Annotated in this window: 25 protein-coding genes; 7 read left to right on the top strand and 18 right to left on the bottom strand. The window is 68.3% G+C overall.

The features are described from left to right. Nucleotides 1-9: 9 nt before the first annotated feature. The 3 genes from AC27L4_RS03785 to ald all read right to left on the bottom strand — a co-directional run bounded on the left by AC27L4_RS03785 (nucleotide 10) and on the right by ald (nucleotide 3,250). Entirely contained in the window at nucleotides 10-1,275 is a 1,266-nt protein-coding gene (locus AC27L4_RS03785; protein WP_487140610.1) for a DUF2325 domain-containing protein, read from the bottom strand. Between the two features lie 231 nt (nucleotides 1,276-1,506). Continuing rightward, on the bottom strand, nucleotides 1,507-2,043 hold the full coding sequence (locus tag AC27L4_RS03790) for a GNAT family N-acetyltransferase (protein ID WP_487140611.1): 537 nt from the start codon (nucleotides 2,041-2,043) through the stop codon (nucleotides 1,507-1,509). Nucleotides 2,044-2,131: 88 nt separating this feature from the next. Beyond that, nucleotides 2,132-3,250, bottom strand: coding sequence for an alanine dehydrogenase (ald, locus tag AC27L4_RS03795; RefSeq protein ID WP_487140612.1), 1,119 nt, complete (start codon nucleotides 3,248-3,250; stop codon nucleotides 2,132-2,134). A 225-nt stretch (nucleotides 3,251-3,475) separates the two neighbouring features. Here ald and AC27L4_RS03800 point away from each other — a divergent pair, with 225 nt between their 5' ends. After that, nucleotides 3,476-3,946: an Lrp/AsnC family transcriptional regulator gene (locus tag AC27L4_RS03800; protein ID WP_487140613.1), complete on the top strand. Its 471-nt coding sequence runs from the start codon at nucleotides 3,476-3,478 to the stop codon at nucleotides 3,944-3,946. Nucleotides 3,947-3,958: 12 nt separating this feature from the next. Here the strand turns inward: AC27L4_RS03800 and ribB are convergent, their stop codons facing one another. The 7 genes from ribB to AC27L4_RS03835 form a co-directional block, all read right to left on the bottom strand. Beyond that, on the bottom strand, nucleotides 3,959-5,251 hold the full coding sequence (ribB, locus tag AC27L4_RS03805; RefSeq protein WP_487140614.1) for a 3,4-dihydroxy-2-butanone-4-phosphate synthase: 1,293 nt from the start codon (nucleotides 5,249-5,251) through the stop codon (nucleotides 3,959-3,961). A 72-nt stretch (nucleotides 5,252-5,323) separates the two neighbouring features. Beyond that, the gene (locus AC27L4_RS03810; protein WP_487140615.1) at nucleotides 5,324-5,659 is read right to left on the bottom strand and encodes an anti-sigma factor; all 336 of its coding nucleotides are present in this window, start codon (nucleotides 5,657-5,659) and stop codon (nucleotides 5,324-5,326) included. Continuing rightward, complete coding sequence (locus AC27L4_RS03815) at nucleotides 5,656-6,096, bottom strand: sigma factor-like helix-turn-helix DNA-binding protein (RefSeq protein WP_487140616.1); 441 nt, start codon at nucleotides 6,094-6,096, stop codon at nucleotides 5,656-5,658. Before AC27L4_RS03815 ends, AC27L4_RS03810 begins: the two co-directional genes overlap by 4 nt. Before the next feature lie 94 nt (nucleotides 6,097-6,190). Continuing rightward, nucleotides 6,191-7,177, bottom strand: coding sequence for a nickel/cobalt transporter (locus tag AC27L4_RS03820; RefSeq protein ID WP_487140617.1), 987 nt, complete (start codon nucleotides 7,175-7,177; stop codon nucleotides 6,191-6,193). A gap of 5 nt (nucleotides 7,178-7,182) precedes the next feature. After that, complete coding sequence (locus AC27L4_RS03825; protein WP_487140618.1) at nucleotides 7,183-7,818, bottom strand: DUF1007 family protein; 636 nt, start codon at nucleotides 7,816-7,818, stop codon at nucleotides 7,183-7,185. Nucleotides 7,819-7,914: 96 nt separating this feature from the next. After that, nucleotides 7,915-8,613, bottom strand: coding sequence for a DUF1045 domain-containing protein (locus AC27L4_RS03830; protein WP_487140619.1), 699 nt, complete (start codon nucleotides 8,611-8,613; stop codon nucleotides 7,915-7,917). A gap of 44 nt (nucleotides 8,614-8,657) precedes the next feature. Further along, nucleotides 8,658-10,250, bottom strand: coding sequence for a gamma-glutamyltransferase family protein (locus tag AC27L4_RS03835; protein WP_487140620.1), 1,593 nt, complete (start codon nucleotides 10,248-10,250; stop codon nucleotides 8,658-8,660). A 104-nt stretch (nucleotides 10,251-10,354) separates the two neighbouring features. Here AC27L4_RS03835 and AC27L4_RS03840 point away from each other — a divergent pair, with 104 nt between their 5' ends. Further along, nucleotides 10,355-10,591: a hypothetical protein gene (locus tag AC27L4_RS03840; RefSeq protein ID WP_487140621.1), complete on the top strand. Its 237-nt coding sequence runs from the start codon at nucleotides 10,355-10,357 to the stop codon at nucleotides 10,589-10,591. A 43-nt stretch (nucleotides 10,592-10,634) separates the two neighbouring features. On the opposite strand, the gene AC27L4_RS03845 is transcribed toward AC27L4_RS03840, so the two are convergent. From AC27L4_RS03845 to AC27L4_RS03855, 3 genes are all read right to left on the bottom strand, one after another. Next, complete coding sequence (locus AC27L4_RS03845; protein ID WP_487140622.1) at nucleotides 10,635-12,260, bottom strand: CAP domain-containing protein; 1,626 nt, start codon at nucleotides 12,258-12,260, stop codon at nucleotides 10,635-10,637. Between the two features lie 111 nt (nucleotides 12,261-12,371). Beyond that, the gene (locus AC27L4_RS03850; RefSeq protein WP_487140623.1) at nucleotides 12,372-12,995 is read right to left on the bottom strand and encodes a LysE family translocator; all 624 of its coding nucleotides are present in this window, start codon (nucleotides 12,993-12,995) and stop codon (nucleotides 12,372-12,374) included. A 90-nt stretch (nucleotides 12,996-13,085) separates the two neighbouring features. Then, the gene (locus AC27L4_RS03855; protein ID WP_487140624.1) at nucleotides 13,086-14,789 is read right to left on the bottom strand and encodes a vWA domain-containing protein; all 1,704 of its coding nucleotides are present in this window, start codon (nucleotides 14,787-14,789) and stop codon (nucleotides 13,086-13,088) included. Nucleotides 14,790-15,012: 223 nt separating this feature from the next. Here AC27L4_RS03855 and AC27L4_RS03860 point away from each other — a divergent pair, with 223 nt between their 5' ends. Beyond that, the gene (locus tag AC27L4_RS03860; protein WP_487140625.1) at nucleotides 15,013-15,315 is read left to right on the top strand and encodes a hypothetical protein; all 303 of its coding nucleotides are present in this window, start codon (nucleotides 15,013-15,015) and stop codon (nucleotides 15,313-15,315) included. Between the two features lie 470 nt (nucleotides 15,316-15,785). Continuing rightward, the gene (locus AC27L4_RS03865; protein ID WP_487140626.1) at nucleotides 15,786-16,373 is read left to right on the top strand and encodes a L,D-transpeptidase; all 588 of its coding nucleotides are present in this window, start codon (nucleotides 15,786-15,788) and stop codon (nucleotides 16,371-16,373) included. 363 nt (nucleotides 16,374-16,736) lie between these two features. Here the strand turns inward: AC27L4_RS03865 and AC27L4_RS03870 are convergent, their stop codons facing one another. The 5 genes from AC27L4_RS03870 to AC27L4_RS03890 form a co-directional block, all read right to left on the bottom strand. Next, on the bottom strand, nucleotides 16,737-16,952 hold the full coding sequence (locus tag AC27L4_RS03870) for a hypothetical protein (protein ID WP_487140627.1): 216 nt from the start codon (nucleotides 16,950-16,952) through the stop codon (nucleotides 16,737-16,739). A gap of 108 nt (nucleotides 16,953-17,060) precedes the next feature. Further along, a complete protein-coding gene (locus tag AC27L4_RS03875) occupies nucleotides 17,061-17,960 on the bottom strand; it encodes a metallophosphoesterase (protein WP_487140628.1) in 900 nt (299 codons plus the stop codon). A gap of 194 nt (nucleotides 17,961-18,154) precedes the next feature. Continuing rightward, nucleotides 18,155-18,427, bottom strand: coding sequence for a hypothetical protein (locus AC27L4_RS03880; protein WP_487140629.1), 273 nt, complete (start codon nucleotides 18,425-18,427; stop codon nucleotides 18,155-18,157). A 241-nt stretch (nucleotides 18,428-18,668) separates the two neighbouring features. Beyond that, a complete protein-coding gene (locus AC27L4_RS03885) occupies nucleotides 18,669-20,873 on the bottom strand; it encodes a tail fiber protein (protein ID WP_487140630.1) in 2,205 nt (734 codons plus the stop codon). A gap of 260 nt (nucleotides 20,874-21,133) precedes the next feature. Beyond that, nucleotides 21,134-21,538, bottom strand: a complete 405-nt coding sequence (locus AC27L4_RS03890) for an RT0821/Lpp0805 family surface protein (RefSeq protein WP_487140631.1) — start codon at nucleotides 21,536-21,538, stop codon at nucleotides 21,134-21,136. Nucleotides 21,539-21,625: 87 nt separating this feature from the next. On the opposite strand from AC27L4_RS03890, the gene pdxH reads away from it, so the two are divergent. From pdxH to AC27L4_RS03905, 3 genes are all read left to right on the top strand, one after another. Next, nucleotides 21,626-22,285: a pyridoxamine 5'-phosphate oxidase gene (pdxH, locus tag AC27L4_RS03895; RefSeq protein ID WP_487140632.1), complete on the top strand. Its 660-nt coding sequence runs from the start codon at nucleotides 21,626-21,628 to the stop codon at nucleotides 22,283-22,285. A gap of 95 nt (nucleotides 22,286-22,380) precedes the next feature. Beyond that, nucleotides 22,381-22,809, top strand: coding sequence for a type II RES/Xre toxin-antitoxin system antitoxin (gene parS, locus AC27L4_RS03900; protein WP_487140633.1), 429 nt, complete (start codon nucleotides 22,381-22,383; stop codon nucleotides 22,807-22,809). Next, on the top strand, nucleotides 22,809-23,240 hold the full coding sequence (locus tag AC27L4_RS03905; RefSeq protein WP_487140634.1) for an RES family NAD+ phosphorylase: 432 nt from the start codon (nucleotides 22,809-22,811) through the stop codon (nucleotides 23,238-23,240). The genes parS and AC27L4_RS03905 overlap by 1 nt, the downstream gene beginning before the upstream one ends. Nucleotides 23,241-23,268 lie beyond the last annotated feature (28 nt).

Consider the following 23,268-nt stretch of genomic DNA (forward strand, 5'->3'; position numbering starts at 1 on the left):
ATGTCCGTTTCAATGGGCGGAGATGTCGGCTTGCGGTGCCGGCATGCCGCCGGCCCCGACCGCGGCGATGAAGCTGGCGAGGCTGGCGGTGCGCAGGCGCACGAAGGGCTTGCCGGCATCGCGACAGAGCTTCTTCACCTGCCCGGCGGCGATATGGCTGATGCAGTCCACGGGGAAGAAGGCGGCATGCGCCTGGCTGACCAGTCCCGGCAGCAGCGCGCCGCTGTCCTCGACGCCGCCGTCATGGGCGAGCAGGGCGCCGCCATGCCGGGCGATCAGGGACTTGAGCTGGTCGATCAGCTTGGGCCGCCCGCCGACGTAGAGCAGGGTGCGGCCGCTGAGATCGGCGACGGCCGGCGCCCCGTCGCCGGTCTCGGCGAGGCGCAGCAGGGCCTCCAGCGCCGCGACCTCGGCCTGCAGGGCGGACCCGCGGGCGGCCAGCTCGGCGGCTTGCTTGCGGGCCGTTCGCGCCGCGCCCTCCGCCGTCCGCAGCCTTGCGGCAAGGGCGCCTGCATGCGCCCGTTCGGCATCGAGCCGCTGATGCAGCTGGGTGACGGCCGCGGTGTCCGCCGGCTCGGCGCGCGACCTCTGCTGCGCCTGCATCCGGCCGAGCTCTCCCTCGAGGGTTTCGATCCGGCGGGCCAGGTCGTCCCGCACCCGCGCCGCGTCCTGCAGGCGCTGCTCCTGCCGGTCGATCTTGTCGTCGCGCTCGCTGATTTCGCGCTCGAGCTTGCGCAGGCGGGCAATGTCGATGCGATTGGCGGCACCGATCATGTGCGAGAGCATATGGACTTCGCCGAAGACCTCCTGGACCAGCGCAGGCTCCGTCGCGGGATGGGTCAGCACGGCCCAGTACGCGCCGGGGATCTCGCCCTGGTCGAGGGCCTGCAGCCAGAGCGCGCGGATCTCGGCCGAGGTCGATGCTTTGGCGAAGCGCTTGATCACCGTCTCGTGGCGCTTGTCGAGCGCCTTGTTCAGCATCTTGCCGGCCGGGCCGTGCTGTCCGGCGGCACGGACGCCGCGTCCGTGCAGGGCATGGTCGGTCGCCGTCCGCGCATCGGCGTCGCCCATCCTGACGAAGACCTGGCGCAATTCGGCGGCGGTCAGGCATGTGCCGACGATCGAGCAATGGAAGGTGGGGGCGATGTCCCAGATCCGGGTGCGACGTTTGCCCCCGGCGTCGGACGAAACGAGCGGCGGTGCCGTCCAGAAGCTGATCTGCGCCGTGCGGCCCGCATCGGGGCGCGGACGATCGAAGATGGAGAGACCCGACATCGCTGATCCGCTTCGCTATATCTGAATAAATATAGCGATACCGTGCATTCGCGGACGAGGCAAGCCGGTCCGTTCAGGCCCGATTTCCAGGGATGGCGCTTGGAGGCGGAGCGCGGCCCGGCGTCGTGCTTCCGACGCGCGGCCTTGATCGCTCTGCTGGAAAGACACGAGACGGGGAAGCGACAGGGGGGGCCGGACCACCGGTTCGGTCGAACCGTCGGAACCGGTGCGTCAGGGGCCGGGCTGCGCGGAGGCCGGACCCGGATTGCTGTGGAGAAAGCGTACCATCAGCACCTCGTCGGCATAGCCTTGCGGCGTCTTCAGAGCCTTCGGCTCGATGCCGTAGGCTTGGAAGCCTTGGCGTTCGTACAGCGCGATCGCGGCCCGGTTGTCTCGCACGACGGCTAGGGTCAGTTGCTCGACGATGCCGCCGGCAGCGGCGAGCAGGGCGCTGATCAGGGCCTTGCCGACACCTTGGCGTCGCCAGGCGGGCTCGACATAGAAGCCCCAGACGAAGCCCTTGTGGGCGTCCTTGGCACCGGACCCGGGGCGCAGGCCGATCATCGCCACGATCCGATCTTCCACGTAGGCGCCGAGCACGAGCGAGGAGGCAAGCCGTTCGGCGAAATGGCCCACCGGCCGTGCTGCTTCGATGGCATGGACCGAGCCGAAGGCATCCGGTTCGGTCTCCAGGGCTGCCAGGCGGATATTGCGGTAGTCCCGGGCATCGGCCGCCGTGAGGCGGCGGATTTCCACCGGAGCCGGCATGCCTCGCTCCTTGCTGCGCTGCCGGCGGCTCGATGCGAGGCCGGGCTTCGACCGAAGCGGCCCCTCCGGCATGGAGGGGCCGGGCATGTCACATCCCGATCGCCGATTCGGCGGTCACATAGGGCAGGCCGTGCGCTTCCGCCACCGGCGCGCAAGTCACCTTGCCTTCGCTGACATTGAGGCCGTTGCGCAGGTGCGCATCCTCGCGCAGGGCCCGCCGCCAGCCCTTGTCGGCCAGCGCCACGGCAAAGGGCAGCGTCACGTTGTTGAGGGCGAAGGTGGATGTGCGCGCCACGGCGCCGGGCATGTTGGCGACGCAGTAATGCACCACGCCGTCGACGACATAGGTCGGATGCGAATGGGTCGTCGCCCTCGATGTCTCGACGCAGCCGCCCTGGTCGATCGCCACGTCGACGATCACCGAGCCCGACTTCATCGTCCGGACCATGTCGTGGCTGACCAGCTTGGGCGCCGCCGCGCCGGGAACCAGCACAGTGCCGATCAGGAGGTCGGCGCGGCGGACCAGTTCCTCGATGGCCGTGCGAGTCGAGAAGACGGTGGAGATCGAGGTGCCGAACTGGGTGGCGAGACGCTTCAGCGCTTCGGCGGACCGGTCCACCACGGTCACCTTGGCGCCCATGCCGACGGCGATCGTCGCCGCATGCGTGCCGGAGACGCCGCCGCCGAGGATCACGACCTCGGCAGCCGGCACACCCGGCACGCCGCCGAGCAGCACGCCGCGTCCGCCCTGCGCCTTCTCCAGGCTGTGGGCGCCGACCTGCGGGGCGAGGCGTCCGGCCACCTCGGACATCGGCGTCAGCAGGGGCAGTGCGCCGTTGTTGGAGGTGACGGTCTCATAGGCGATGCAGATGGCGCCCGAGGCGACGAGGTCGTGGGTCTGGGCCGCGTCGGGGGCAAGATGCAGGTAGGTGAACAGGATCTGGCCCTTGGTCAGCCGTTTGCGTTCGGCCGCCAGCGGCTCCTTCACCTTCACGATCATCTCGGCTTCGGCAAAGATCCGCTCGCCGCCTTCCACCACCGTGGCGCCGGCGCCGGCATAGTCGGCATCGGTGAGGCCGGCGCCCAGGCCCGCACCGGCTTGGACCAGCACCTTGTGGCCGTGATGCACGAGCTCCTGCACCGACGACGGGATGAGCCCGACGCGGAATTCGTTGTCCTTGATCTCCTTCGGCACGCCGATGAGCATGGGGCTTCCTCTCCTGGGATCGTCCGGGCGGTACTTCCGACCGCCTCGCGACAGGCCGAAGGATAGCCTTGAATTCGCGCAATTTCCCGTCGATCCTGTTGTACGGTGGGCCGATCAAGTGCAGGATATGCGTGTGATGTCGAGATTTGTCGAATATTATGTGACTGTCTGGGATGTGGCGATCCGGCTCTGCGCGATGATGCCCGCGCCGGTCAGCGCCGGCCGATGATCGGGGCGCCCGCTCTCGACGCGCGCGACCGCGCCATCCTGCGGCTGCTGCAGCAGGACGGAAGGCTCACCAATGTCGACCTTGCCGAGCGGGTGAACCTCTCGCCCTCGGCCTGCCTGCGCCGGGTCAAGCTCCTGGAGGAGCGCGGCCTCATCGCCCGCTATGTCATGCTGCTCGACGAGAAGGCGGCGGGGCTGCCCGGCGTCGCCTTCGTGCAGGTGACGCTCGACCAGCAGGGACGGGCCGCCCTCGACACCTTCGAGGCAGCGGTCCAGCGCCATCCGGAAGTGGTCGAGTGCTGCCTCGTGGCCGGAGCGGCCGACTATATGGTCCGCGTGGTCTATGCCGACGCCGCCGATTTCGAGCGCATCCACACCGACGTGCTGACGCAACTGCCGGGCGTGGTCCGCGTCCAGTCGATCCTGGCGCTGAGAACGGTGAAGAAGACGACGGCGCTGCCGCTGTAAGGCGGCCCGCCGTCACACCGTCTCGGTTTCCTTGATCTCGATGCCGAACCCGGCGAGCCCGACATAGGTGCGGGTCCTGGTCGACAGCAGCTTGATCGAGGAAATGCCGAGGTCGCGCAGGATCTGCGCGCCGAGGCCGACCTCGCGCCAATGCTCACTGCGCAGCGCCTCCGAGCCGGCCTCGCCATGTGGAACAGTCGGCACGCCGACGGCGCCGTCGCGCAGATAGACGATAACACCGCGGCCGACCTCCTTGAACCGGGCGAGCGCGGCATGGATGGTCGAGCCGCCGCCGAAGATGTCGGCCACCACGTCGGCCCGGTGCAGGCGGGTCGGCACGTTCTCGCCGTCGCCGATGCGGCCATAGACGAAGGCGAGATGGTGCACGCTGTCGAAGGGGGTGGTGTAGGCGTGTGCGGTCAGCGGGCCGATCTCGCTGTCCAGCGTGAAGGTGGCGATGCGCTCCACCAGCTTCTCGCGCGCCTGACGATAGGCGATCAGATCGGCGATCGACACGGTCTGCAGGCCGTGCTGCTCGGCGAAGGCCGTCACTTCCGGCCCGCGCTTCACCGTGCCGTCGTCGTTGGCGAGCTCGCAGATCGCGGCCACCGGCGGCAGCCCGGCGAGGCGGCACAGGTCGACCGCCGCCTCGGTATGGCCCGAGCGCATCAGGACGCCGCCGTCCTTGGCGATCAGCGGGAAGATATGGCCGGGCCGCACGAAGTCGGCGGCGCCCATATTGCCGTTGGCGAGGGCCCGGATGGTGTTGGAGCGCTGCTCGGCCGAGATGCCGGTGGTGAGGCCATGCTTGACGTCGATCGACACGGTGAAGGCGGTGCCGAGCGGCGCGTCGTTCTGCGACACCATCGGGTCGAGCCGCAGGCGCTTGGCTTCGGAGCTGGTCAGCGGCGCGCAGACGATGCCGCAGGTGTTGCGGATGATGAAGGCCAGCTTCTCCGGCGTGCAATGGGTCGCCGCAATGATCAGGTCGCCTTCGTTCTCGCGGTCGTCGTCATCCGTCACCACGACGATTTCGCCACGGGCGAAGGCTTCGATCGCGGACTGGATCTTGTGCATCGACATGACGGTCTCCGGAAGGCTGTCCTTGGTGGGGCCGAGCCCCAGGAAATCATTGGGGGTCACCTGGCCGCCGGTGGCCTGGGCGATGCGTTCGGCGCTTTCGCGCGAGATCCAGGCGTCGGCATCATTGCACAGCACGGTGATGCTGGCCGGCGACAGGCCCACCGTCCTGGCGAAGGCGTTGCGCGGCGTGGCGGTGTGGCGAAGCCAAGCGTCGAGTTTCATGGGCATACCCTAGGACGGTCGCCCTTCAATTGCAATGAAATAGATGGAAAATTTAGCGGTACTAAAATCTCGTTACGTCGCCAGGCGCATCACCGCCGCCGTCAGCACGCCGCCGCAGAGCAGGCCGATGACAAAGGCGGTGAAGCCGACCCACCAGGTCTTGCGGCGCTGGTTCTTTGGCGTTGCGGCTCGCAGTTTCAGCAGGATTGAAAGAGGGAGCGGCTCGTCCGCCACCATGTTGAAGGAGGCGCGCAACACCTCGCTCTGCCGGCGCCAAGCTGCGGCACGCGCCGCACCGGCCGGATCCTTGTCGAGGATGGCCTTGGTCTCGCGTTCGCCGCGGGCGTTCAGGCGGCCGTCGACATAGGCGTTGAACGTCGCGTCCGGAATCCGGGGCGGTGCGGTCATTTCACCAGCCGCAGCACGACGCGACGGTCGCCGTCGGCGACGCGCACCAAGGCTTCGCGTGCCTGGGTCAGCCGCTTGATGAAGACATCGGTGGACATCTTCAGCACCGCCGCGGCATCCTCGTAGGGCAGTTGCTCGATGATGGCGAGCGCCAGCACCTCCCGCTCCGCCAGTGACAGGCTTTCGAGGGCGTGGACGATGTCATGCGGGTGGTGCGGGCGCGGGCCGGTCCGCAACGGCGCTGGGCGGGCCGGATCCATATTCTGCGATCGGCGCTGGGCGATCAGAACCGCGAACAACTCCATGAGGGTCGCGGCGTGGCCGTCGGCGATCGAAAGCGTTTCGATGACGAGCGCATCCGCGCTCTCCGAATCATGCACGAGCGCTCGCGCCAGCCGCCGCAGGCGGCGCGTCACGACTTCTTCTTGCCGGCTCATGACTCGTCCTCCGAGCAAGTCGATTTACTCGCTACAATCTATGCTTCCATCGTGTCGCAGCCAAGGGAGAGGAGGCCTTTTTTCCGCCTCATTCTTACCCGGCGGGCGCTGCGGCCAGGCCGGTCAGGAGCGTCAGGGCGAGCGCCAGCACCGCCAGCGCGGCCAGCACCTCCAGGGAGCGCAGCGTCACCGCGGCGGCGAAGCTGCCGGGCGCGGCCATCCGCACCGCCACGCTCTTGGCTGTCACCGCGAGTGTCGCGATCAACGACACCGTGACCGCCGTGCCGAGCGCCATGGCGAAGGTGGAGGCCACGCCTGCCACGAACACGCCCTGCGCCAGGGCGAACACCAGCACGATGATGGCGCCGGTGCAGGGCCGCACCCCGATGGCCAGGACCGTGCCGGCGGCGCTGCGCAGCGACCAGGGCAGGCGGGCATCGGGGATCGGCGCGTGCACGTGGCCGCAGGAGGCGTCATGGACATGGGCGCCTGCATCGCTCGCCCGGCCGAACCGCCGGGCCAGCACGCTCCACAGGGCCCGGCCCTTGTGCCAGAGCAGCCAGAGCCCGACCGCCGCCATCAGCGCGTAGGAAGCCCGTTCCAGTGACAGCGCCACGTCGTCCATGGCTCTGGCCGTCGCGCCCAGGAGCAGGGCCAGCACCGTGACCAAGCCGATCGCCGACAGGGCCTGCACCAGCGCCGAAGCGAAGGCGAGGAGGATGCCCTTCCTCAGCGTCTCGCCGCTGGCGAAGAGATAGGCCGAGATCACCGCCTTGCCATGGCCGGGGCCGGCGGCATGGAACACGCCATAGGCGAGGCTCAGGCCGGCCAGCATCCAGGGTGTCGCACCCGTCTCCTTCCAACTGCGGATCGCAGCCGAGAGCTGCTTGTAGAACCGGCTCTGCTCGGCCATCACCCAGGCGGCGAAGCCGTTCGAGGGCGCGGAGACGACGGCGTCGGGCCTCCCGACGCCGAAGGGAACCGGGGCCTGGGCAAGGGCCGGCCCATAGGCGGCGAGGAGGCAGAGCAGAACCGCGGCGCCGATGCCGCAGGCCAGGCCGGGCCGGTGCTGCGGAAGCATCGGCCTCACGGACAGTTGACCAGGATATGGTTGGCGAACTGCTCGCCGAAGGTCGGGTTCTCCGAACTGAAGTCGGGCTGGTCGAGCTGCTTGGCGAACGCCTGCTGGGCGTCGTCCAACGCCTTCGGCCGCATGACGTTGAGAGCGCAGGACGGGGCGCCGGAGATGGCGGCGGGATCCTTCTCCGCCATCTCGAAGGCGACGAAATAGGTCGGATCGTAGACCTGCACCGAGAGCGGCTTCTGGCCCTGGGTCTGCGGCGAGCTCAGTGGCAGGAAGAAATGCAGCGTCAGCTGCTTGTCGGCATAATCCAGCCAGTAGTCGACCGGCGGCTTGAACAGGAGGCGCTTGCCGCCGAGCTTGGCGAAGGTGAAGTACTCGAACTCCTTGAGGGAATCCACATTGGTCTGCGCCAGCGCCTGCAACTCGTCCCGGGTGAGCTGGCCGTCGCCGTTCGCGTCGAGCCCCTGGACGGCGAAGGAGGAGAACATGTCGTCGAAGGTCCAGGCCTGCCGCACGCCGTCGAGGCGGCCGTCGGCGCCGTAGACGATCTCGGTGCGCGATGTGACGAAGACGTGCGGATGCGCCGCGGCAGCCGTGGCGAAGCTGCTGAACATCAGGGCCAGGAGGAGCTTGCGCATGATGTCACCGTGCATCCGCGACGCAGCCGCGAGTCGGCATGCCGTCGTGACATAGGCGCGCGAGTGCGGCGGAACGATGATGCCGGGAGGAGGGCGTCACCGCAGCGCCGCCGCATGGACGAGGCGGAATCGCTCGCCGTCGCTCTGGCGGAACACGGCCAGCCGATCGAGCCGGACAGGACCTGCCGCGCCGCTCGCCTCGGCTTCTTGCCGGAGCGCTTGCCCGACCGGCGCCGGATGGTCGAGACGGCCGGTGAGCGACATGTGGAAGCGAAACTCGTCGAGCACCAGGGGATAGCCGTAGCGATCGAGATAGCCGCGCTGGCGTTCGCTCAGCTGTTCCGGGTTGCGCCGCGCCCTATCTTCCGGCGTCAGCGGCGCGCGGAAGGGTTCGAAACCCTCGACGATCGCCTGTTCCAGCGCCGCCATGGCCGGCGGTGCCGCCACCGGCGTGACGGCCAGGAAGCCGCCGCCCTGGGAGGAGGCGACCTCGTGCACGCCGCAGGGGCCGAGTTCGACCGCGGCGCGGCCGTCGGCGAAGCGCTCCAGGGCGGCGACGAGGGCGGCTTCGCTTTGCCCCGGCGCCAGCACGAACGGCGCCTTCAACGTGGCATGGAAGCCGTACTTGCGCGGATCGGCGGTCATCGCCGCCCAGGCCGCGGCAGAAACGTCCCGCGGCCGCCATTGCGCCACGTCGGCGCCGGTGACCGCGTCGTAGCCGAGCACGGCGCTGCCGTAGCGCCACAGGGCACTGTCGGGGGAGGGGGCGTAGTAGACGGCATAGCGGGTGGGCATGGCGGGTTCCGTTGATGTCGCTGGCTCGCGGCCGGCTCGCCGGCCTACAGGCCCAGGGCCCCGCCGTCCGAGCGCGGATCATGTGCGGCCTCGATCCGGCCGTCCCGGCTGTGGCGGACCAGAGCGCCGGAATGACCGAAGCCGTCGGCATAGGACATGTCCTGCACGACGACGGGATGACCGGCCCGCTCCAGCGCGCCGACCACGGTGTCGTCGAAGCGGTTCTCGAGCTTGAGCAGCACCCGGCTGCCGCCCCAGGGCTTGCCGAGGACGAAGCGCGGCGCGTCGATGGCCTCGGCCAGGCCCATGCCGAGGCGGATGCGCGAGAAGATCTGCGCGAGGATCTGCGGCTGCGCCTCGCCGCCCATGGTGCCGAACGGCATCACCCGGCCGTCGTCGAACAGGGCGAGGGCGGGGTTGAGCGTGTGGAACGGCTTGCGGCCGGGCTGCAAAGGGTTTCGGGCGGACGGATCGAGCGAGAAGGACATGCCGCGGTTCTGCATGATCACGCCTGTGCGGGGCAGCACGACGCCGGAGCCGAAGTCCCAGAACACCGACTGGATGTAGCTGACGGCCAGCCCGTCCGAATCGATCGCTCCCATCCAGATCGTGTCGCCCTCGGCGTCGATCTGCGGCGTCGGTGCCGCGCGGTCCCGCGCGATCGCGGCCGACTGGCGATCGAGGAAGGCCGGGGCCAGGAAGGCGGCGGGATCCTCCGTCAGCTGGTCCGGGTCGGTCACCACCCGGTCGCGCACGGCGGTGGCGCGCTTCACCGTCTCGATCAGGCCGTGGATATGCTCGAAGGTTTCGGCGCGGCGAATGCCGAGCCGCTCCATCAGCCCGATGATGACCAGGGTCGACAGGCCCTGGGTCGGAGGCGGCGTGCCATGGACCCGGCCGCCGGCGATCGGCAGCGACAGGGGCTCGCGCAGCCGCGCCTCGTAGCGGGAGAGATCCTGCCGCGTCAGCGGGCTGCCGGCCCGCTCCAGGTCGGCGGCAATCTCGCGGCCGACGTCGCCGCGATAGAAGTCGTCCAGTCCGGCGTGAGCGAGCTGCGCCAGCGTGTCGGCCAGCGCCGCCTGCACCATCGGTGTCCCGGCGGCCAGCGGCTTGCCGTCGGCCAGGAACTGCGCGGCGAAGCCGGGCGCCGCCTTCAGCTCGTCGAACTCGCGCGAATCGATTCGCCCCTGCGAACCGGACACCGGCACGCCCTCGCGGGCATGACGGATCGCGTCTTCCGTCAGCGTGCCGAGCGGCAGGCGGCCTCCGAAGGCCCCGGCCATCTCCAGTGCCAGCATCCAGCCGCCGATGGCGCCCGGAACGGTCAGCGCGGCCAGAGCGCCGCGTGGCGGGATCGTGTCATAGCCGCGCTGGCGATAAGCCGCGATGGTCGCCTTGGCGCCGGCCGGCCCGCAGGCCTCGATATAGCGCACGCGCCGTGTCCTGTCCGCCACCAGCCAGAAGCCGTCGCCGCCGATGGCGTTCATATGCGGATAGACCACCGCGATCGTCGCAGCCATCGCCACCATGGCCTCGAGCGCATTGCCGCCCTGGGCCAGGATGCGCTGCCCGGTTTCTGCCGCCAGGCTATGCGGCGCCGCAACGGCCGCGTGTCCGAACACCGGTGTCTCGATCATGACGGGCCTCCCTCCGGCTGCGGCCGCGCGGCCGGCACCCTGGGGGCGTAGCAAAGCTCGCCGCCATGGTATAGAGGCTAGGGACAGCCAAGACGGACGAAGCCATGCCTGCCGCGAAGACCATCAACTGGACCAGCCTGATCACCATCGTTTCCGCCGCCATCCTGATCGGCACCGAGCTTCTGGGCGCCGCCTGGGCCTGCGGATGGGCGCTGGCCGGCTGGTTCCAGCTCGGGTCGACCGTGGAGACGGTCCTTCAGAGCGTGTTCGGCTTGGCGGCGCTGTTCGTGATCGGCGTGTTCCTGCGCCAGGCGATCCGGGTCGAGCCGGTGATGAAATAGCGACGCCGGGGACCGTCCGGCGGCGCCTTGCCTGTGGCGTGTGCTACAGGATGAAGTCGCCCGCCTGCATCGTCGTCAGGTGGTTGAGCTGCACCGAGAAGTCGGCCGCGCCGTCGCCGTTGACGTCGCCGTAGAGATAGACGTTGCCGCTCTGCGTGATGTAGCGCAATTCGCCGGCATGGTGGCCGAACCCGGCCGTGCCGATGAAGGTGAAAGCCTGGTTGCCGGCGAGCTGGGTGTCGGCGTCGATGCCGGAGACGTCGATTTTGTCCCCCTGCGCTCGGTTGAAATCGAAGATCACGTCGCGCCCGGCCGGGGCCACCGTGCTTTCGGTCCTGGTGTTGAAGACGAAGTGGTCCGCGCCCGCGCCGCCGGTCAGCACGTCCGCGCCCGAGCCGCCGGCCAGGCTGTCATCGCCGCCCCGGCCGTCGAGGCGGTCATTGCCGAGGCCGCCGCTGATGGTGTTGGCGCCGGCATTGCCGGTGATGCTGTTGGCCAGGGCATTGCCGACGGCGATGGTGTTGCCTGTCCCGAGCAGCACGAGGTTCTCGACGTCGCCATGAACGCGGGTTGCATTGGCCAGGTTGAAGCTGACGGTGGAATAGACCTTGTCGATGCCCGAGGCGCCAGCCTCGTCTACCACGTCGCCATAGCTGCCGACATAATAGGTGTCGTTGCCGGCGCCGCCCCGCATCGTGTCATTGCCGGCATTGCCGACCAGCACGTCATTGCCGGCGCCGCCGCTCAGCAGGTCGTTGCCTCGGGAGCCGACGATGGTGTCGTCGCCGCCGGCGCCGCTCAGGACGAGGTCATGGGTCCCCCGGCCGACGATCCGGGAGACGCCGCTCACCTCGTCGACAGAGACCGAGGTTTCGATGGTCGATGCGTTGACGAGGTCGATCAGGGCATTCTGGCCGGCGGCGATGGTGGCCTTGATCTGGACCAGCGTCGCCAGGCCGCCGCCGGAGAAGGTGACGGTCTGGATCCCGGCGCCGATCTGCTGCGTATAGGCCCCGGCCGTCCCGGTCGCTGTGCTTCCGGCGGCGGTCGCGATCTGAATGCCGCCGCGTCCCTCGCCGATCGAGTAGAACGCGTTGGAATCGGTATCGTCATAGGCGATGCCGGTGAGGAACTGGCCGTTGGTCGCCGGGATGCCGAAATCCTGGGTGACCATCGAGGTGTTGTAGGTCGTGCCGTTGAAGGTGAAGCCGCCGATCACCTGGCCGATGCCGATTTCCTGATAGCGGTCGTCGAGAATGTTCAGCCGGTGCCCGCGGCCGCCGATATTGGCGTCCACGAACAGGCTGCGATGCTGCTCCAGGATGGCGCTGGTCGGGTCGATCGTCCCGGTGGTGCCGGTCCAGGAGATATTCTCGCCGACGCTGCCGCCATATCCGGCGGCGGTGCCGCGCGACTGCGGCGTGCTGCCGGTGTTCGGGTTGGTGTGGGCGAAGAAATCCGAATCGATCATCGCCTGGCTGTGGCCCTCGGCCGCCGTGAGAAGCGCATCCGAGAAGGCCAGCGGCTGCCTTGATCCGGTGGAGAGCGTACCGGCGGCCAGGCCCTCGTTCAGGTCGATGCCGAGCCGGGCGGCTTCGCCGGCCGGATCGAGCCGCGCCCGGTTGATCAGGGCAAGCATCAGCACTTCCTGGGCCGAAGGCGCACTCATGGCATGGGCTCCTATGTCGGGGACGGCTGCGGGGTTTGATGCCTTGTCGTCGTTGCGCCGTCTGTGTGAGGCCGCACAAGCGACGGAGGCCGCGTTGATCGCCCCTGGGGGTCAGGCCGCGCGCTTCCACGCGATCGCCGTCACGCCGGCCCCGACCAGCAGCGAGCCGCCGATGCGGTTGAACCAGGCGATCACCGAGGGGCGCCCGGCCAGGCCTCGCGCGCGGCTGGCGGCGAGCGCGTAGCCGAAGGCGTTGGCGGCGGCGAGTGTCAGGAACGTTGCCTCGAACACCAGCATCTGGGTCCAGAACGGGCCTTGCGGGTCGAGAAACTGCGGCAGGAATGCCACGAAGAAGGTGATGCTCTTGGGGTTGAGCGCGGTGACGATCCAGGCGTGCAGCGCCATGGTCACGGCCGATCCGGAGGAGCGTGCGCTCACGTCGCCGAGCGAGCCTCCGGCTCGGATCAGCTTGATGCCGAGCCAGATGAGATACGCACCGCCGATCCATTTCAGCGCGGTGAACAGCGTCGCCGACGTTGCCAGCAGGGCGCCGAGCCCAAGCATGGACAGCGTCATCGCCGTGAAGTCGCCCAGCGCCACGCCGGTCGCGACGGGAAGGGCCGCCCTTCGTCCCTGGCCAAGCGCATAGGAGACGACGAGCAGGATCGTCGGCCCCGGAATGACCAGTAGCACGGCGGAGGCGGCAGCGAAGGCGAGCCAGAGTTCGAAGGACATGGCGGGCGTCTCTCCAAGCGTCCGCTCACCAAGCCTGAGGCGGCGAGCCTTGGCAAGGGCATGCCGGCGCGCCGCCGCATCGGCGATACCCTACGGCAACTGCAGCTTCGTGACCGTCCGCTTGCCGGCAGCGATCTCGAAATCGGCCTCGACCCGGGTGTCTCCCCGATAGGCGGCGGCCCGGTACCTGCCGGCCGGCAGAACGTAGTTGCCCGGCAGGTTGTAGATCGTGGTGATGTCGCTGGTCTGGTCACCGTAGATGTCCTCGCCGGTGGCGAGGATACGCACGCTCTCGGCGCCCGGGGCGTCGAAGGCGGCGACGCCGGCATCGATCGGTATGGTCAGGTCGAGGCTGTCGCCGGGCCGGATCTCGAACGGCACGGTGCGGTTTACGGCGTCGACCTGCACGCGGGCGCGATAGGCGCCGGCGGGGAGATCGAATTTCGGTTCGTTGCTGTAGCTGTCGGCGATGCTTCCCTCGTTCTCCACCGGCTCGGCGCCGGGGAAGATCTCGACATGCGGGTCCTTCACGGGCGGGCCGCCCGGCGAGAACAGGATCCGGCCCTTCAGCCGACCGACGCCGGCGACGATCTCCACCGCAGTCGTCTCGCCCGGCGCGATTTCGACGTCGCGGCTGGACTTGGCCGCGCCGAGCGTCATCGTCACGGTATATTCGCCGGCCGGGATCACGGTGGCGGTTTCGGCCTTGTAGGCGGTGTGGATGGCGCTGCCGCCGCCCTTGGGCACGATTTCCCACACGACGTCGCCCTGTTCGGTCACCGATTCCGTCCGCTTGGCCCTCAGGCCGAGCCGGCCGGCATTCAGCACGACGTCGAGCCGGTTCATCTTGCCCGCCTCGATCGTCACCGGCTGCTTGATTGCCACGGCGCCGACGTGAACCGTGACGACATAGTCTCCGGGTTCGAGCTCGGCATGGATGTTGGGGTCATAGACGCTGGTGACGAACTCGGGCGTGACACCTTCGGGCGCCGGCCGGTGGAAATCCCAGCCGATGTCCTCGCCTCCGGCCAGCGGATCGTCGTTGGCGGAAAGGCGCACGGAGCCGGTGAGGTTCCAGGCGGGCTTGGGTTCTTCCTTCGGCGCCGGCGGCGGCTCCGGTGCGGGCGCCGGCGCCGGCGGGGCCTGGGCGACGGCGACGGCCTTCTGGATTGCGGCGGCAAGCTCGCCGGCGGTGCCGGCCGTCAGGGCGAGGCCGCCCGTCTTCTGCGCCATGCAGGCGAGCTGATCGGCGGCGGCGGGGTCCTGGATGTCGAAGCCGACGGTATGGACGACCAGGTCGACGTCCTTGGCCTTCAACTCCGCCGCCGCGGCGCAGGGATCGGCCTCGCAGGTCTCGATGCCATCCGAGACGAGGATGACGCTGGCGGGGCCTTCCACCTGCCCGAGCTCGCCCGCGGCCAGGCGCACGGCCTCGGTCATCGGCGTCCGGCCCTTGGGGGAGATCGCGCCGATGGTGGCCATCATCTCGGCCGGATCGACCGGACCGACGGGCTTCATCACTTCGATGTCGCCGCAGTCGCCCTTGCGGCGATGGCCGTAGACCACGAGGCCGAGCTGGTCCTGCTGCCGCCAGTCCTTGAGGATGGTGCCCACGGTTTCCCGTGCGATCTCGATCTTCGTCTGCTCGCCGATGCGTCCCCACATCGAGCCCGAGGCATCGAGCACGAGCACGACACGAGCCCCTTCGTCGGCCAGCGCGGCCGACGCCAGGCCGAGGAACGCGGCCAGGACCAGGAAGAGATGTCGGAAGAAAGGGGCGGCGCGTGCGATCATGGCGGGGCTCGTTCCAGGCGACGGGCAGGCCTCGACCCTATCGCGGCAACCCGCTGACAGGCGTGTGTCAAATCGCACATCGCTGCCCGGCGGCTCCTATCTCGCGGATATGCAGTGTGTCGGAACGCACAGTGACGGCCGGAGGGATGGGCTAATGACGAGCCACGACGGCATGACAGGGGCAGTTGTCCGGCTTGCGTCGGGCCTTCGGGGGGGATGCGTCATGACGAATTCGTTGCTTGCCGCTCGCCCGTTCGACGAGGCCGAGGAGGTCGAGGCGGCTTTCGGGCAGCTCCACCGCGCTTATCTCTCCTCGATCCGGCAGCACCGGGCCCTGGTCCGCGACCTCTGCGCCACGCTGGTGCGGCTCGAAGCGGCGCTGGATGCGACGGATATCGATCCACACGAGCGCCAGGCCCTCACTGCCGGCATCGAGAGACATGTCGCCGCCGCGCGCGCCATCGTGTCGCACATCGACGGCACCTTGATCACAGCAACCGCCGCGCCATCGGCCGGCTTCCACTGACGAGCGCCGAGCCGTCTGGCGGGCTTCCCGCGAAGATGACGGGGCCTGTGGCAAGCGTCGGAGCGGTCCAGGGGGGGCTCGCCCGGCCCAAGGCCGCTCGGTGCCCGCGATAGCGCAACTCGTCGGCCGTCACCTCCACCCCGCCTTCGTCGTGTCGACGCTGCGCCTGCCTTCGTCGCGCCTTTCGTCGCCGGATCCCTGATCGGAGCCCGGCTTGGCGTCGCCACCGGCGCCCGGAGGCATTCGCGGGCTTCGACAGGGGCCGCTGAAAATCATCGCCGGGGCAGGTAACGGGTGGGGCGACGGCGCAGCGTTGAATCCTTGCCACACCGGCCGTTTTTTGTCGCGCTGTCATTGACTTCGCCGGGCGTACAACCTTTCGTTAAACATAGTGATGCACCTTGCTTTAACATTTGCGATCGCGGCGAAAGGCTCGCGGGGCGGGAACGGGTGCGATTTGGGGGTCTGAAATGAATTGGGTTCGCCTGGTGGTCGTGGCTGCCACCTGCGTTACGCTTGGCGCTTGCGCCTATGACTCCACGCCCGATCCCGTGCTGTCCTCGCGCGATGCGGAATTCATGGCGCTGATCCCGAAGGCAACGCCGGACAAATTCTACCAGCGCTACATGGTGGACAACCCGACGGGCGAGCCGGAGGGGACGGTCGTCGTCGAAACCAAGCAGAAACTGCTTTACCTCGTGCTGCCGGGCGGCAAGGCGATGCGCTACGGGGTGGCGCTCGGCGCCCAGGGCTATGGCTGGACCGGCGAGGCGGTGGTGCATCACAAGGCCGAGTGGCCGGACTGGAACCCGCCGGCGGACATGGTTGCCCGGTGGCCCCACGTCAAGCCGACCAAGGGCGGCTGGACCAATCCGCTGGGCGCGCGCGCCCTTTATCTCTATCAGAACGGCAAGGACACGATGTTCCGCATCCACGGGACCAACGAGCCGGAGAAGATCGGCCGCAGCGTCTCGTCCGGATGCATCCGCATGCTCAACATCGATGTGATCGATCTCTACAACCGCGTGCCGGTGAACGCCCGCGTCATCGTGCGCTGATCGCGTCGATGCCCCCTGCGGGCGTCGCCCATGCCAGGCTGACTGTCCAAAACCCCTCTTTCCGACCGGAAGAGGGGTTTTGTCGTCGATCTGTCGCTCGCTGCCGGGATGGGCATCCCTACGTCTTTTGGGGAATTCCCTTGGTGCGCCGGATCGACGCTCGCGGAGGCATCGCGGCCTCGGAGTGGATGACGGGACGACGCAGAGGCCTGTCGGCTCAGTCTCGTGAAAGCTAAAGGGCCGCAGGCCACCGTGTATTGCACGGACCTGCACATCGAGCGCAGCCGCCTCTGATGTAGTCTCAAGTCAAGGCAGAGATCTGCAGCTCACCGGATTGCGTCACGGCGGTCGGCAAGACCTGCCTCAGGACTCTGCGTCCACCTGCATCCAGCCAGGAATCGACGCGCTCATCTGCCGCGACTCCTTACCCTTGGTCTTGCCCTTGACGTTGACTGCGGCGGCCAGGGCCGGAATGCCGATCTTCCGGTACCGATCCTCCAACCTCTCGCGCTGGGGCTGTGCCGTTGGCTGGAGACGCGACCTATCCTTGTCCATGGAACCGATGCCTTCGATTTTCATTCTTGCCCCGCCATTGCACACCATTTGTGCATCGGTGGCAAGAATATGAGCACAATTGTACACGCGAATCCGGGTTTTATGTGACGCAAATGCGACATCTTCGCTACGTCAGGCGACGGGGGCGGCTGCACGTCCCAGGCGGATCAGCGCGATCTCGGGCGGGACGCCGAAGCGGACGGGCACGATGCTGGTGCCGAGGCCAGCCGAAACGACCAGGTCGCGGCCACCTTCGCGATAATGGCCATAGACATAGCTGCGCTCGCCGTGAAGCGCCGGCTTGACCAGCGGGCCGACGAAGGGCAGCCGCACCTGGCCGCCGTGTGTGTGGCCGGAAATGGTGAGGGCGATGCGCTTGGGCACGCGCGGAAAGATGAAGGGCTCGTGCGCGAGCAGGATGGCAGGAGCGTCGTCGGTGACCTGCGCCAGCGTACCCGGCAGGTCATCGTCGCCATGGAAGCCGCCGCGCACCCGGCGCGCCAACTGGTCGCCCAGCCCGAGCAGCCAGAACGACCGAGCATCCTTTGACAGCCGGATCGCCCTGTTCTCGAGAAGCGGGATGGCGTGGGCGGCAAAGGCCATGCGCACGTTGCGCGCATTGTTCGTCCAGACATCGTGATTGCCGAGGACGGCGTGAACGCCGAGCGGCGCCTGCAACCTGGCCAAAGCCGCGGCGCAATCATCCATCGGCACGTTGCGACTCACCCGCGAGAAACGCCGGAGGCCGACTTCATAGTCGCCGGCCAGCAGGACCAGGTCAGGATTGAGGCTGTTGGTGAAGGCGGCGATCGCGGCGATGCGATCGGCGCTCATCCACGGCTCGACCGCATGCACGTCGGCGACGACGGCGATGCTGAGCGGAAAATCCGCCGGCCACCCGGCCGGGGTCAGGGCATAGTCGGCCACCGTCAGGCGCAGCATCGGCTCGACGCCGAAGGCATATCCGCCAAGGCCGACGACCGTTGTGGCAGTCGTGCCCGCGCCGACGAGAAACTGGCGTCGGGTGATCATCGATCGTCAGCCTCCATGGCGCGCGATGTCTGGGGCCGGCGGGGCAGAGGCCGCACACTGCAGTCACGCGGCCTCCGCCCGGCGGATGGTCCGCAACATGGGTCGCTCGCTCGATTCGTCTGCGAGCCCCGGCGCGGCGTCACCGGCCGCGCTGATCGATTGTTCCTGCCACGCCCGGGGTTTCCGGGCCGGCTTCAGGCGGCAATATTGTCGTCGCGCAGGCAGAAGGGCAGTTCGTGCTGCAGCTTCTCGGTCTTTTTCGCCGGCCGGGACATCTGCGCCGCAGCCGCGGCAACGGCGGGAATGCCGATTTCGCGATAGAGACGTTCAAGCTGTTCGCGTGGGTTGGTGCGCGGTTGGCTCTGGGTACGCTTGTCTTGATACTCGGACATCATCAACTCCATGACGCGGGGCCTTTGCCAAGCATCAGCCCCGGGCGTGTTCTTGCCGCCAATTGCAGCGGTCACAAGGCGGTCTCGTGAAACGGCGGAGGCAAATTCCCTTTGCCGTTCGACTGTGACAATTTTAGCAGGGCGTGATGAACGTTCGCTTAACCGCTTTTTCATCTCCTGCCGCTATGTGCCCGGTCGCAGCGTTTGTACCATTCGGCAACTGGCGAGCCAGGCTGAGGCTATATTGATCATATGGCACGGTGCTTCGCCGTGCGAATGCGCACATGCCCGCACGTCATGCGCACTGTCCGGGCCGCTACAGGACGAAGTCGCTCGCCTGGATGGAGGTGATGCCGTTCACCTGGATGGAGAAGTCCGCGGTGCCGTCGCCGTCCGTGTCGCCATAGACGTAGACGTTGCCGCCGACCGCTGCGTAGCGCAACTCGCCGCTGTGACGCGAGAAACCGGCAGTGCCGACGAAGCTGAAGGCCTGGTTGCCGACGACGTCGGTTCGGGCATCGATGGTGTTCAGCGAGATCTTGTCGCCTTCCGCCGCGCTGAAGTCGAGGATCACGTCCCGGCCGCTTCCGGACTGGTTGCTTTCGGCGACGGAAGCATAGGCGAAGACGTCGGCGTCGGCTCCGCCCTTCAGCCTGTCGGCTCCCAGGCCGCCGACGAGCCGGTCTGCTCCGTCGCCGCCGATCAGCGTGTCGTCACCCGAGAGGCCGCGCAGCACGTCCGCGCCGCCGCGTCCGTCGAGCACGTTGTCGCCGGCATTGCCGGCAATGGTCTGGCCGAAGGCATTGCCGGTCAGGCGCAGGGGCGCTGTCCCCGTGGGAGCCGCCGCCAGGGTCTCGATCTCCTGTCCGGCGATCAGCACATAGTTCACCGAGGCATAGACCGTGTCGTGGCCGCCGCCGACCGCCTCGCGCACCTTGTCGCCGGCATCATCGACGAAATAGACGTCGTTGCCGCCGAGGCCGCGCATGTCGTCCGCGCCCTCCCTGCCGTCGATGACGTTGTCGCCGGCATTGCCCGTGATGGTCTGGGCAAAGGCGTTGCCGGTCAGCGTCAGCGGCGTCGTCGCCGACGCGGTCCTGGCCTGCAGGGCTTCCACTTCCTGGCCTGCAGCCAGCGTGTAGCTCACGGAGGTATGGACGATGTCGGTGCCGCCACCGGGGGCCTCGATCACCACGTCCCCGGCATTGTCGACGTAGTAGGTGTCGTTGCCGGTGCCGCCGATCATCGTGTCGGCGCCCCAGTCGCCGACGAGAATGTCGTCGCCGGCATTGCCGATCAGCGTGTCGTCGCCACCCAGGCCGTGGAGCTTGTCGTCATTGCCGCCGCCATAGAGCGTCTCGCCGGCATTGCTCCCGGCATAGTCGAGGCCTGGGATATCGGACATCTCGACATGCCCGTTATTGCTGCCGAGGATGGTGCCAGGCGGCAGGCTGTCGTCCGAGCCGATGATGGTGCGGCCGCGTAGATCCGGCAGGGCGAAGGTGACGCGGCCGTCGCCGCCATAGGTGGTGCCGAGCAGCGAGAACAGGGCCTGGTTCTGGGCGATCGGCAGGAGTTGGCCCTCGCATTTGGCCCAGCCACGCGGTGCGAAATTCCCGGCGAACGTCGCGATCTCGCCCAGATAGGGCTGGTCGGACGGGGCTCCTCCCCCGCCGTCGCGCGGAGGAAAGATCCCTTGGAGCGCGATCATGCAGGTCATGGCAAGGCCCGGCCCGCGATTGTCGAAGGGGTTGTCGCCGCCGCCCGCAGCCCCCGGGATCTGCCCATTGGTGAGCGTCACATGCTCCTGGCCGACCAGGGATCCGACCGGCGTGTCGACCGTCGCCCCGACGATATTGCGGCCGCGCAGATCCGGCAGGGCGAAGGTGGTGACGCCATCGCCGCCATAGGTGGTGCCGATGAGGTTGAAAAGTGTCTCATTGCCGCTGATCGGCAGGATTTGCCCCGCGGCCTCCATGTAGCCGCCCGGGACGAAGTTGCCGGCGAATTTGACGACCTCTCCGATGAAGTTGGTGCCGCCCCCGCTCGGGCTGGGAAACAGGCCGTTGACGCGGATGATATGGGTGACCGTCAGCGACGGGCCGAGATTGTCGATCGGGGCGTTGCCGCCGCCGAGTCGCGGCGGCATCTGGCCGCGGGTCAGATCCAGCGTCGGCGTGCCCGCCGTCTCTCCGAGGAGGTGGTCGGTCAGGCCCGGCCCCTGTCCCACGCCGATCGCCGTCAGAGCATCAAGGTCGGGCAAGGCGAAGGTCGTCCGGCCGTCGCCGCCATAGGTGGTGCCGAGCAGGCTGAACAGCGCCATGTTCTGGGCGATGGACATGAGGCGGCCATCGGCATCGGCTGAGCCATTTGGTACAAAGCTGCCGGCGAAGGTTCGGATCGCCCCGAGGGGGATGTCGCCCGAGCCCACTCCGGGGTCTCGGGACGGAAACACGCCGCCGAGAGGCATCCACTGCACGAGCGCCAGGGATTCCTGGATATTGTTGATCGACGTCTGCATTTTCGGCCTCGCGTAGGGGGCGGCCGGGTATCCCGGTCCGCTGCCCGTGCAGTCACGCCGCCCGGACAGTCGCCACGTATCCCGGTTGTTGGGAACGAAGGCTATCCTGACCCGGCTATGGCAGGTTGGCAATCTTGCTTCACTGCGGCAGGCTCGGCTGAGCAGGTTCTCGTGGCTCTCGCCACGATCGATTTTGCATTTTCACTGCAGAATCGATGCTGCCCAGACTTAAAAGTGTAAGCAGGTTCGAGAGAACCTGCTTAGGGCGCCTTGGGCGGCGTCCACGGCGTGGCGCCGGTGATGGTCCAGGCCGCGCCGTCGGCCTGGCAGGCATTGCCCTGGTACCAATGGGTGTCGGTGCCTTCGATCAGCGTGGCGATGAAGGCCTGGCAGGTGCGGTCCGCCTCGGCGAAGGCGCCGGCGACAGGCGTGACGGTGCCCTTGAGGCCGCTTTCGGGATTGTCCCAGGCTGCGGCCTTGCCGGCGTTGGCCGGGTCGAGCGCCGTCTGCACGGCGCCCTTCGCCCGGGCCCAGTCGGCGTCGGTCATGTTGTTGGAAAAGCGTCCGTCGCGCGGGATGATCGAGCCGGTCACGTCATTGTCGGCGGAGCCGAAGATCGGGCCGAGCGGCACCGAGAGCGCACACCCGCCCAGTCCGAGCGCCACCGCCGACGCAAGGGTTACGCATCGCGCTCCGCGCGCGCTATACACGGCTTCGAAAACTGATACGCGGAACACGCCGGAGCCGACCTGATGACGAAATTGCAAGCAGATGTTGCTGGAGCCACGTTAACGGAAGGTGACTCGCGCCTGGACCCGGGGGACTTCACCGCGGCGCCGGAACCGTTCCGGCTGTTCGCGGCCTGGATGGAGGAGGCGCGGGCGAGCGAGCCGAACGATCCCAATGCCATGGCGCTCGCCACCGTCGATGCGGCAGGGCTGCCGGACGTGCGCATGGTGCTGCTCAAGGGCTTCGACGAGCGCGGCTTCGTCTTCTACACCAACACGGAAAGCGCCAAGGGCCGCGAACTCTCCGGGGCGATGAAGGCGGCACTGCTGTTCCATTGGAAGAGCCTTGCCCGGCAGGTCAGGGTGCGCGGGCCGGTCGAACGGGTCACCGACGCGGAGGCGGACGAGTATTATGCCAGCCGCCCGCGCGGCAGCCGCATCGGCGCCTGGGCCTCGCAGCAGTCGCGGCCGCTCGAGAGCCGTTTTGCCCTGGAAAAGGCCGTCGCTGCCTACACTGCCCGCTACGCCATCGGCGACATCCCGCGCCCGTCTTACTGGACGGGGTTCCGGGTGCTGCCGGCGCAGATCGAGTTCTGGCACGATCGGCCGTTCCGTCTGCACGATCGGGTGGTGTTCCGGCACGGCGACGGCGGTGCCTGGACCAAGGAGCGACTCTACCCCTGACGCTGAGGCGCTGACGAGGGAAGGGGGCGATACGGGCGCCCTTGCCGGTGTGGCCAGGTGCCCTTATATTGCGGGCATATCGCCAGGAGGGTGTCATGGCTTCATCCGCAGCCATCGGCCTGATGCGGGCCGATGCCATTCCCGGGCTTGCCGGCAGCAGCCGTCGCGCCGCCATCGACGCGACCCGGCGCGGACTTCCCGTCGCCGGCGTCGAGCAACTCATGAACTCGGGCCGTCTCACTCTGGCGGAGGTCGATCGCATCGTCTTGCCGCGCAAGACGCTCAGCCATCGCCGCAAGATCGGCACGCTCACGCCCGAGCAGTCGGACCGGCTGATCCGGGTGGTCCGCATCATCGCGGCCGCCGAAGAGACCTTCGGCTCCCAGGAGAAGGCCGCGCGCTGGCTGAGGCGTCCGACGGTCGCGCTGGAAGGCGACGCGCCGATCTCGCTGCTCGACACCACCGAGGGCAGCCGCGAGGTCGAGCAACTGCTCGCCCGCATCGACCACGGCCTCGCCGCCTGATGCTGCTTTGGCGGATCTGTCGTCGCCCCTTCGCCGACCTCTCCGGCGAGGGGGCGCGGCTCCATGGCGGGCGCTGGAACGCGCCCGGCCGCTCCGTCGTCTACACCGCCGAGACGGCGGCCCTGGCCGTGCTCGAAGTGCGCGTCCATCTCGACCTCTCCTGGGATCTCTTGCCGGACGACTATGTGCTGGTGGCGATCGAGGCGCCGGCCGACAAGGTCGAGGATCTCGATGGCCTGCCGGCCGATACGATCGCGGCCGGAAACGCCTGGCTGGCCTCACGCCGCTCCGCCCTGCTGCGAGTCCCGTCCGTGATCGTCCCGGAAAGCCGCAACGTGCTGATCGATCCGACCCATCCGGATGCCGCCGCCGTCGCGATCGCCTCGATCCGGCCATTCACCTTCGACGAGCGGCTCTGGCAATCGCGCTGACGGACGCGCCGGATGGCGGGAGATTCTA

This window comes from Labrys sp. Lb11, from assembly GCF_057554225.1.